Below are 7,706 nucleotides of genomic sequence, written 5' to 3'. Positions count from 1 at the left end.
GTGGACGAAGCGCTGGCCTACGTCGCCGCGACGCCCGCGCCGCTGGTCACCTATCCCCTCGAGGATCTGCTTGCGCTCGAAGAACAGCCTAACCTGCCTGGCTCGATTGATGAGCATCCGAACTGGCGGCGGCGCCTCGCGCTGCCCATCGACGAACTCTTCACCGAGCCCGCCTTTGCCGACCGCCTGTTAGCGGTCGACCGGGCGCGCGGCGCATCCTCTTCTTCCACTGCTCCCACAGCTTCTACGGGGCCCGATACGCTATGACCGTCCCGCGTTCCACGCTCAGACTTCAGTTCCATCGTGGCTTTACCTTTGACGATGCACTCAAGCACGTCGAGTACTTCGCTGCGCTCGGCATCAGCCATCTTTATGCGTCGCCAGTGACCACCGCGGAACCAGGCTCGATGCACGGCTACGATACAGTTGACTACAGCCAGATCAGCGCGGAATGCGGCGGCGAAGCGGGACTCAGACGGCTAGTCGACAAACTGCGCGAACACGGCATGGGCCTGATCATCGACGTGGTGCCGAATCACATGGGCGTGGGTGGGTCGAGCAATGCATGGTGGCTCGATATTCTCGAATGGGGACGACATAGCACGTACGCGCGGCATTTCGACATTGACTGGCATTCGCCCGATCCGGCCTTGCGCGGCAAGGTATTGCTGCCGTGCCTCGGTGCCCCGTATGGCGACGAACTGGCAGCGGGACGGATCGAACTGCGCTTCGCTGCCGACACGGGGCGTTTTTACATCGCCTACGGGCCGCACGTGGGACCGGTATGCCCGATCGATTACGCAGCCATCCTGCAAGGCGCCGACCGCGCCGATCTGAGCGCGCTCGCCGAACGCTTCCAGGGACTGACGACTCAACCCGCTGATCAGCCACGCGCCGTCGAAGCGCGCGAGGCGCTGCGTGAATTCGCCGCGCAGAACGGCACGGCGGCGATCGACCTTGCGCTCGCCGCCTATGCGCCTGGCGAACCGGTCACGCGTGATCGGCTGCATCGGCTGCTCGAGCGGCAGCATTTCCGGCTCGCCTGGTGGCGGACTGCTTCGGACGAGGTGAACTGGAGGCGTTTCTTCGACATCAGCACGCTGGCGGGTGTAAGGGTCGAACGACCGGAGGTGTTCGACGCCGTGCATGCGCTGCCGTTTCGTCTGTATGCGGAAGGCGTAATCGACGGCGTGCGCATCGATCACATCGATGGCCTCGCCGAGCCGCGCGAATACTGTCAGCGGTTGCGTCAACGCCTTGGCGAATTGCGCGAAGGCGAACCGTATCTGGTGGTGGAAAAGATCCTTGGCCGTGATGAGCCGTTGCGCGACGACTGGCCCGTGCATGGCACCACCGGCTACGACTTCATGAACGATGTCGGTGCGCTGCTGCACGATGCCGCCGGAACCGAACCGCTTGCCGCCACATGGGCGGAATTGAGCGGACGCAGTGCGGTCTTTGCCGATGAAGCCTTGTCGGCGCGGCGCAAGATTCTGGCGGAAAACCTGGCGGCGGAACTGGATCGCGCAGCACGCGCCTTGCATCGAATCGCGCGCGACTCGATCACCACCCGCGACTTCACCTTCACTGCGCTGCGCCGCGTACTGACCGAACTGGTGGTGCATTTTCCGGTGTACCGCATCTATCCACAGAGCGGTCTGCGCACCGAAGCCGACAACGTCTATTTCAATCAGGCGCTGGAGGGGGCGCGAGACGCGCTTTCACCCGCCGATCATGGCGTGCTCGATCAGGTCGACGCGTGGCTGGGCGGCAGTGCCGCAGAGGACGCCGCCCCGCCCGCGCGTACGTCTGGCGGCGCTCAGCAAGGCCAGAACGGTATGCCGTTCACTCACGCGGGATCGTCGCGGCGCACTGCGCAAACGCTCTTCTCGCAGCTAACCGCGCCCGTCGCGGCCAAGGCGGTCGAAGACACGGCGTGCTATCGCTATGGCCGCTTGCTGTCGCGTAACGAGGTGGGTTCGGATCCCGGCGAATTCTCGCTCTCCGTTGACGCGTTTCACGCCGCCAATGCCGAGCGCGCCCGGCGCTTTCCGCATGCAATGCTCGCCACCGCCACGCACGATCACAAACGCGGTGAAGACTTGCGGGCGCGTCTCGCCGTGCTAAGCGAGATCGCTCAGGACTGGAGCGCCACGCTGCGCGCGTGGTCGACGCTGAATGCGCCGCAGCGGCGCGCGCTCGACGGTAACGTGACGAGTCTCGATGAAAACTGGGCACCAGGTCCGGGTGCCGAAGCGATGCTGTATCAGACGCTAGTGGGCTGCTGGCCCCCGGAGCTTTCGCCTGATGACGAGGCCGGCGTAAAGGAACTCGCAGAACGCGTTGCGCAATGGCAGTTGAAGGCGTTGCGTGAAGCGAAACTGCGCACCATGTGGTTCGCGCCCGATGAGGCCTACGAGAACGCCTGTCGCACGTTTCTGTTCGATATTCTCGCGCCGCAGCGGCGGGATGGCTTTCTGCGCGAATTATCGGCGCTGGTTGCCCGCATCGCTCCCGCTGGCGCCATTAACAGCTTGCAGCAGACGGTGTTACGGCTGGCATCGCCGGGCGTGCCGGATCTTTATCAAGGCACGGAGCTATGGGACTTCAGCCTGGTCGATCCGGACAATCGGCGACCGGTTGATTTTGCGCAGCGGCAGGCGTGGCTCGCCGAGTCGCCGCCGTCGGACTTCCTGCCGGAGTGGCGCAACGGACGGGTGAAGCTCGCTGTCGTGCAGCGCTTGCTATCGTTGCGCGTGCATCTGCCGGATTTGCTGAGTCAGGGCGCGTATCTACCGCTGAAAGTGCAGGGCAAACACGCTGCGCATGTCATTGCGTTCGCACGCAGACACGCCAATGCCTGGGCAGTGATCGTGGCGACACGTCTGGCGGCAGGTTTGCTCAGCGAGAATAGCGACGCACCACTTGTCGAACCCGCGCAGTGGGACGATACGGCGATCGAGATGCCCGAGGAGTTGAAGTCACGGGCATTGTTCGACTGGCTGAGTCCGGCCGCGCCCAAGGTCGGCGATGACGGCCTGCTGTATCTGCGCGATGCGCTTGCGACGATGCCGGTGGCCGTATTGGTGGAAGACGGAGTGCCACGGACTTAAGTGCGGGCGGCATGAACGTCATCTGCCTCGCAATCGTCACCGACACTACCGTCACCCGCGTATCCGCCGACCGGAAGCGCTTCGAAGCCTGGCGAACTCCTAAGGATGGCGAACTATATGCCCTCGGCCAAACCGAATTCCAGCGTTCGCACGAGCTAATTGAACGCGAGCAGATGCAGGTTGTGACGAACACCGCTTCATTGACTGCGAACGGTAAAGGGGGGCCCTGCGCGAGCATCGCCGCCGAAGGCTCGGATTTTCTGGAGATCCAACTCGACCGCGTGGATGAAGCGTATACGCTGCATCAACTGCGTCACCTGCAAGTCACTCACTATCGGGTCAACGAAATGGGCGATATCCCGACTGAGCCGCCGGTGTTCCAAAGCTACGAGCAATTACCGTCGTTGGGCGATGCGCTGATGACGGCCGGCTTCGGCAAAGAAGAAGTGGGGATGATTCTTGGCGGTAACTATCGGCGAGTGTTCGAGGCGTCGGTGGGATGAGGGGGTAGCTGACGAGTGCTGATGAGTGGCGGCGCAACAGCGCCATACTGCTCCCGCCACCGCGGGCCCTTACCGCCCGGCGGCCCACAACAAAGACAATCCTGAGGACAGCATCAACCCGTCGACCACCAGTTTGAACGCGCGCGGGCTCATGCGAACCACGATGGAGCGCGCAGCAAACGACCCCGTCATCAGCGCTGATCCGGTAATCAAACCGTCGAACACGACATTCAGCGGCAACGCGCCAAAGTGCTTGAATACAGCCACCTTGGTGCCATACACCGCCATCGAGCCGGCGGCTTCCGTCGCCAGGAATGCGCCCTTTACAAGCCCATATGACATGAAAACCGGCACAGTGATCGGCCCCGTCGAAACGACGATGCCAGTTAAAAAGCCAACTACGGCGCCAATCAACGCCAGATGAAAGAGCGAGAACTGAACCGAACGACGCGCGAGCCAGCGCCGGGTCGGCACCATGGCGAGGAAAAACACCCCGAGCGCCAGTTCGACCGCATGAGGCGGCAAGGCAAGCAAGGTTCGCACACCGAGCGCCGCGCCCGGCACTGCGGTTGAACAGTAGGCCGCGCAGGGCCGCCAATCGATTTCACGCCACCACGCGAGGATCTTGCCGAGATTGCCCATGATCGCGGCAATCGCCATGATCGGCACGGCTTGCTGCGGACCAAACAGCATGACCAGCACGGGCATCAGCATCATCGACGAGCCTGTGCCGATGACGCCGCTCAGTACGCCGGCCACCAGTCCCACGCACAGCACAAGCAGATATCCCATGTCGCCCCCGCGATGTTGATCGACGAGGATTCTAACCGCCGAATCGCCTAACCGCCTTCGTCGTCGAACAGTTTGGGATACACGCGCACTAGCAAAATGCGTGGCCCTTTCATCTTCTTGACGACGATATCGAAGCGAACGAAGTCGACGCGTTGCCCTTCGGTCGGCAGATCGTTGAGCGCCTGAATCACGAGGCCGCCAACCGATTCGGCGCGACCCTCGTCAATATCGATCCCCAGCGCCCGCTCCAGCGACACCACCGGCAGACTGCCCTTGCCCATCAGCGTGCCGTCGTCCATGCGGGTCCAGTCGGCGTCGCCCTGGCGGAATTCGTCGTGAATCTGACCGACCAGCGCGCCGAGCAGATTATCGAGGGTCAGGAAGCCAATCGGCGCGGCGTTCTTGTGACCGACCAGCGCCATGTGCGGCGCACCCGTGCGAAAGCGGCGGAACAGATCGAGCGCCGGCATCTCCGGCCGCACGTACTGAACAGGGCGCACATACTTCGACAGATCGTCGAGCGTGCCGCCCGCGTGACGCGCGAGCAGCAGATCCTTCAGGTGAATCATGCCCATCACCCGCTCACCTGCCGCATCCTCGAACAGCGGATAGCGGCTAAAGCGATGCCGCGCCACCACCTGCATGTTGTCGCGCAACGGCAAGTCGCGCCGCAGTCCCACCATCTCGTAGGCCGGCCGCATCAGGTCGGACACTGTCATGCGCGAAAAATCGAGTGAGTGCGCGATGGTGTTCCACTCGTCCTGGCTATACGCGTCTTCCGGTGCACCCCTGCCACTTGTCACGGCGGCGCTCCGGCCGCGCAGGATGAGTTTGAGTTCTTCCGTGGAGTAATGTGTGTCGCCACCGTGACCCGCGCTCAGGCCCGTAACGCGCAATACGGCGTTCGCGCTCGAGTTGAGCACCCAGATTGCCGGGTACATCGCCCAATAGAAGCCGTATAGAGGCGCGGCGGTCCACAGCGAAACCTTCTCCGCCTGGCGAATCGCGAGCGACTTCGGTGCCAGTTCGCCCACCACGATATGCAGGAACGAAATGCACGAAAACGCGAAGAACAGGGAAATGCCGTGAATCAGATTTTCCGATTCGACACTGAGCAGCCTGAACACCGGCGTCAGCAATTCCGCGAAAGCGGGTTCGCCGATCCAGCCAAGCCCCAGCGACGCGAGCGTAATACCGAGCTGACAGGCAGACAAATAAGCGTCCAGGTGCCCATGCACCTTCGCCAGCAGACGCCCGCGCATCCCATGCTGCGTGGCGAGGCTGTGCACGCGGGTATGGCGCAACTTCACCAGACCGAATTCGGCGGCGACGAAAAACCCGTTGAGCGCAACGAGCAACAACGCACCGATAAGGGCGACAACCTGAATCAAGAGAATGCGCTCCGGCAACAAAAGTTGTCAGTATAGAGAATGAAAGCTGGATGAAAGTTATGGCGCACGCGATGCCGCACCGCCATCGACGGGCGTCCAGGTTCGCGTCGATGCCCGGCTGCGTTCAGGGCGCGGCGAGCGGTACCTGGAAGACCAGCGTCGACGGTTGTCCTTCCTGAAACTCACCTTGTGTGAAGGTGCCGCCATGAGCCTCGGCAACCCGTTTGCACAGCGACATCACCCACGCGATTCGTCCAGCCTCGCGTGGCGCGCGCGCCTGTGTGCGCGCGAATGGTTCCAGCAGATGAGGCAGTGATTCGTCGTCGAGCGCGGCGGGTGTCGCATCAAAGACGACCGTGGCGCGCCATGACGTGGCGTCGGCGCTGGAGGCAAGCGTCACCTTCGAGCCGCTCGCGCTGGCTTCCACGGCCAACGTAAGCATCAGCCACAACGCAGCGGAGAGGCGCGCGCGGTCGCCGTTGAACTGCTCGGTAGACAATCCCGAGTCGAACGCAACCGATACGCCCCTCGAACGCGCAAGTTGTGCGCGAACCTCGTCCGCGGCATCCGAGAACAAGGCCTGCAATGCAAACGGTTCGCGCGACAGTGCGATGGTTTTGGTGCCGGCACGCGTCGTATCGACGATCGTCTCCAGCAGTTTCACCTGCTGATCCACTCCACTGCGGATGCCGGTAATGGCGCGATGGGCGGCGGGATCGTTGGCGTCGAGCTTGCGCTCGAGTACGTAGGCCCAACTGTGAATCGCATTCAGCGGGCCGCGCAAATCATGCGACACGAGCGACAGTACGTGATCGCGCATGAACAGCGCGGTCTCCGCGCACAGATGCGCGGTGCGTTCGGACAAGGAGACACCGGACGGAACCTGCTGGCTGCCGCCAGTCCCAGTGGAAGACGTTGTCACGATCGAAGCCCTCTTAGGCAGTGCACGAGAATGAACGGAGAGTCCTCATTATAGGCACGCTGCGCCGCCTGCCACGACCGACTCGCGTCTGCACCGCAAGGATTCTCGCAACGTCTGCCTCGCGTGAGGTGGGCGGCGTGACCCCAACGCGCCTACAATGTCGGTTTTTACAAACCGTATCAAGGAGCAGCTCATGTCGACCGTGACTACCGAATCCGGCCTCAAATACGAAGACCTGACCGAAGGCACCGGCGCTGAAGCCGTCGCCGGCAAATCGGTCAGCGTGCACTACACCGGATGGCTAACCGACGGCCAGAAGTTCGACTCGAGCAAGGACCGCAACGACCCGTTCTCGTTTGTGCTGGGCGGCGGCATGGTCATCAAGGGTTGGGACGAAGGCGTGCAGGGCATGAAGGTTGGCGGCGTGCGCAAGCTGACGATTCCGCCACAACTCGGCTATGGCGTGCGCGGCGCAGGCGGCGTGATTCCGCCGAACGCGACGCTCGTATTCGAAGTGGAATTGCTCGAAGTTTGAGCATTGGTTTAGCGTTGCTCGACCCTCTGCGCCCCACATGACTCACGCTGCCGTTACTGCCCCTAGCGTTTCGTTGCGCCGTTACGGCGCGATTGAAGCGTCGGATCTGCACGACTTTCATCAGGTCGTGCTGGGGCTGGACGGTTCCATGATCATGACCGTGGACGGCGTCGGACAGGAGATCGACGCGGGCTCGGCCTGGCTGATTCCCGCTGGCGCCCAGCATGATTACGCTGGCATCGGCGAGAATCGGCAACTGGTGCTGGATTTGCCTGCGACGTCGCTCGCGGTGCCGCAGCGCCTGTTCGACAAGGCGCGGGCCGTCTCGGTGGATGCGTCCCTGACACGGCTTGTGCATAGCATCGCGGCGGGCGCTATCGGCGGCATGCAGGCCGGCGACGATCTCGCGGAGCGCCGCTTTCACTGGGACGCCGCCGCGCGTCTATGCGC

7 protein-coding genes and 1 pseudogene are annotated in these 7,706 nt (G+C 62.9%); 5 read left to right on the top strand and 3 right to left on the bottom strand.

Going from position 1 to position 7,706, the window contains the following annotated elements:
* The 3 genes from WCA85_RS00525 to WCA85_RS00515 form a co-directional block, all read left to right on the top strand.
* The coding region (locus WCA85_RS00525) for a 4-alpha-glucanotransferase (RefSeq protein WP_424061018.1) at window positions 1-267 on the top strand (267 nt) is incomplete at its 5' end.
* On the top strand, window positions 264-3,113 hold the full coding sequence (treY, locus tag WCA85_RS00520; protein ID WP_424061016.1) for a malto-oligosyltrehalose synthase: 2,850 nt from the start codon (window positions 264-266) through the stop codon (window positions 3,111-3,113). The genes WCA85_RS00525 and treY, both read left to right, overlap by 4 nt.
* 11 nt (window positions 3,114-3,124) lie before the next feature.
* Complete coding sequence (locus tag WCA85_RS00515; RefSeq protein ID WP_424061014.1) at window positions 3,125-3,616, top strand: hypothetical protein; 492 nt, start codon at window positions 3,125-3,127, stop codon at window positions 3,614-3,616.
* Window positions 3,617-3,685: 69 nt separating this feature from the next.
* Here WCA85_RS00515 and WCA85_RS00510 read toward each other — a convergent pair whose 3' ends face one another.
* The 3 genes from WCA85_RS00510 to WCA85_RS00500 form a co-directional block, all read right to left on the bottom strand.
* Window positions 3,686-4,408 (bottom strand): sulfite exporter TauE/SafE family protein, encoded by a 723-nt coding sequence (locus tag WCA85_RS00510; protein WP_424061012.1) that lies wholly within the window; start codon window positions 4,406-4,408, stop codon window positions 3,686-3,688.
* 47 nt (window positions 4,409-4,455) lie between these two features.
* Window positions 4,456-5,799, bottom strand: coding sequence for a hemolysin family protein (locus tag WCA85_RS00505; protein WP_424061009.1), 1,344 nt, complete (start codon window positions 5,797-5,799; stop codon window positions 4,456-4,458).
* Between the two features lie 124 nt (window positions 5,800-5,923).
* Window positions 5,924-6,721, bottom strand: coding sequence for a sensor histidine kinase (locus WCA85_RS00500; protein ID WP_424061007.1), 798 nt, complete (start codon window positions 6,719-6,721; stop codon window positions 5,924-5,926).
* 193 nt (window positions 6,722-6,914) lie between these two features.
* Between WCA85_RS00500 and WCA85_RS00495 the strand changes: the two genes are divergently transcribed.
* Together WCA85_RS00495 and WCA85_RS00490 are read left to right on the top strand one after the other, a co-directional pair.
* Complete coding sequence (locus WCA85_RS00495) at window positions 6,915-7,256, top strand: FKBP-type peptidyl-prolyl cis-trans isomerase (RefSeq protein WP_424061005.1); 342 nt, start codon at window positions 6,915-6,917, stop codon at window positions 7,254-7,256.
* 37 nt (window positions 7,257-7,293) lie between these two features.
* Window positions 7,294-7,706 (top strand): annotated as a pseudogene (locus WCA85_RS00490) (AraC family transcriptional regulator); the annotation flags it as partial.

This window comes from Paraburkholderia sp. (assembly GCF_049581445.1).
In the GTDB taxonomy this organism is placed as follows: domain Bacteria; phylum Pseudomonadota; class Gammaproteobacteria; order Burkholderiales; family Burkholderiaceae; genus Paraburkholderia.
The sequence above is the reverse complement of the archived record's forward strand: the minus strand, read 5'-3'. Positions and strand labels throughout refer to the sequence as shown.

Bases quoted from the DNA above. Each gene is read 5' to 3' on its own strand.
- WCA85_RS00510 (WP_424061012.1), bottom strand. From the start codon at position 4,408: ATGGGATATCTGCTTGTGCTGTGCGTGGGACTGGTGGCCGGCGTACTG.
- treY (WP_424061016.1), top strand. From the start codon at position 264: ATGACCGTCCCGCGTTCCACGCTCAGACTTCAGTTCCATCGTGGCTTT.
- WCA85_RS00515 (WP_424061014.1), top strand. From the start codon at position 3,125: ATGAACGTCATCTGCCTCGCAATCGTCACCGACACTACCGTCACCCGC.
- WCA85_RS00495 (WP_424061005.1), top strand. From the start codon at position 6,915: ATGTCGACCGTGACTACCGAATCCGGCCTCAAATACGAAGACCTGACC.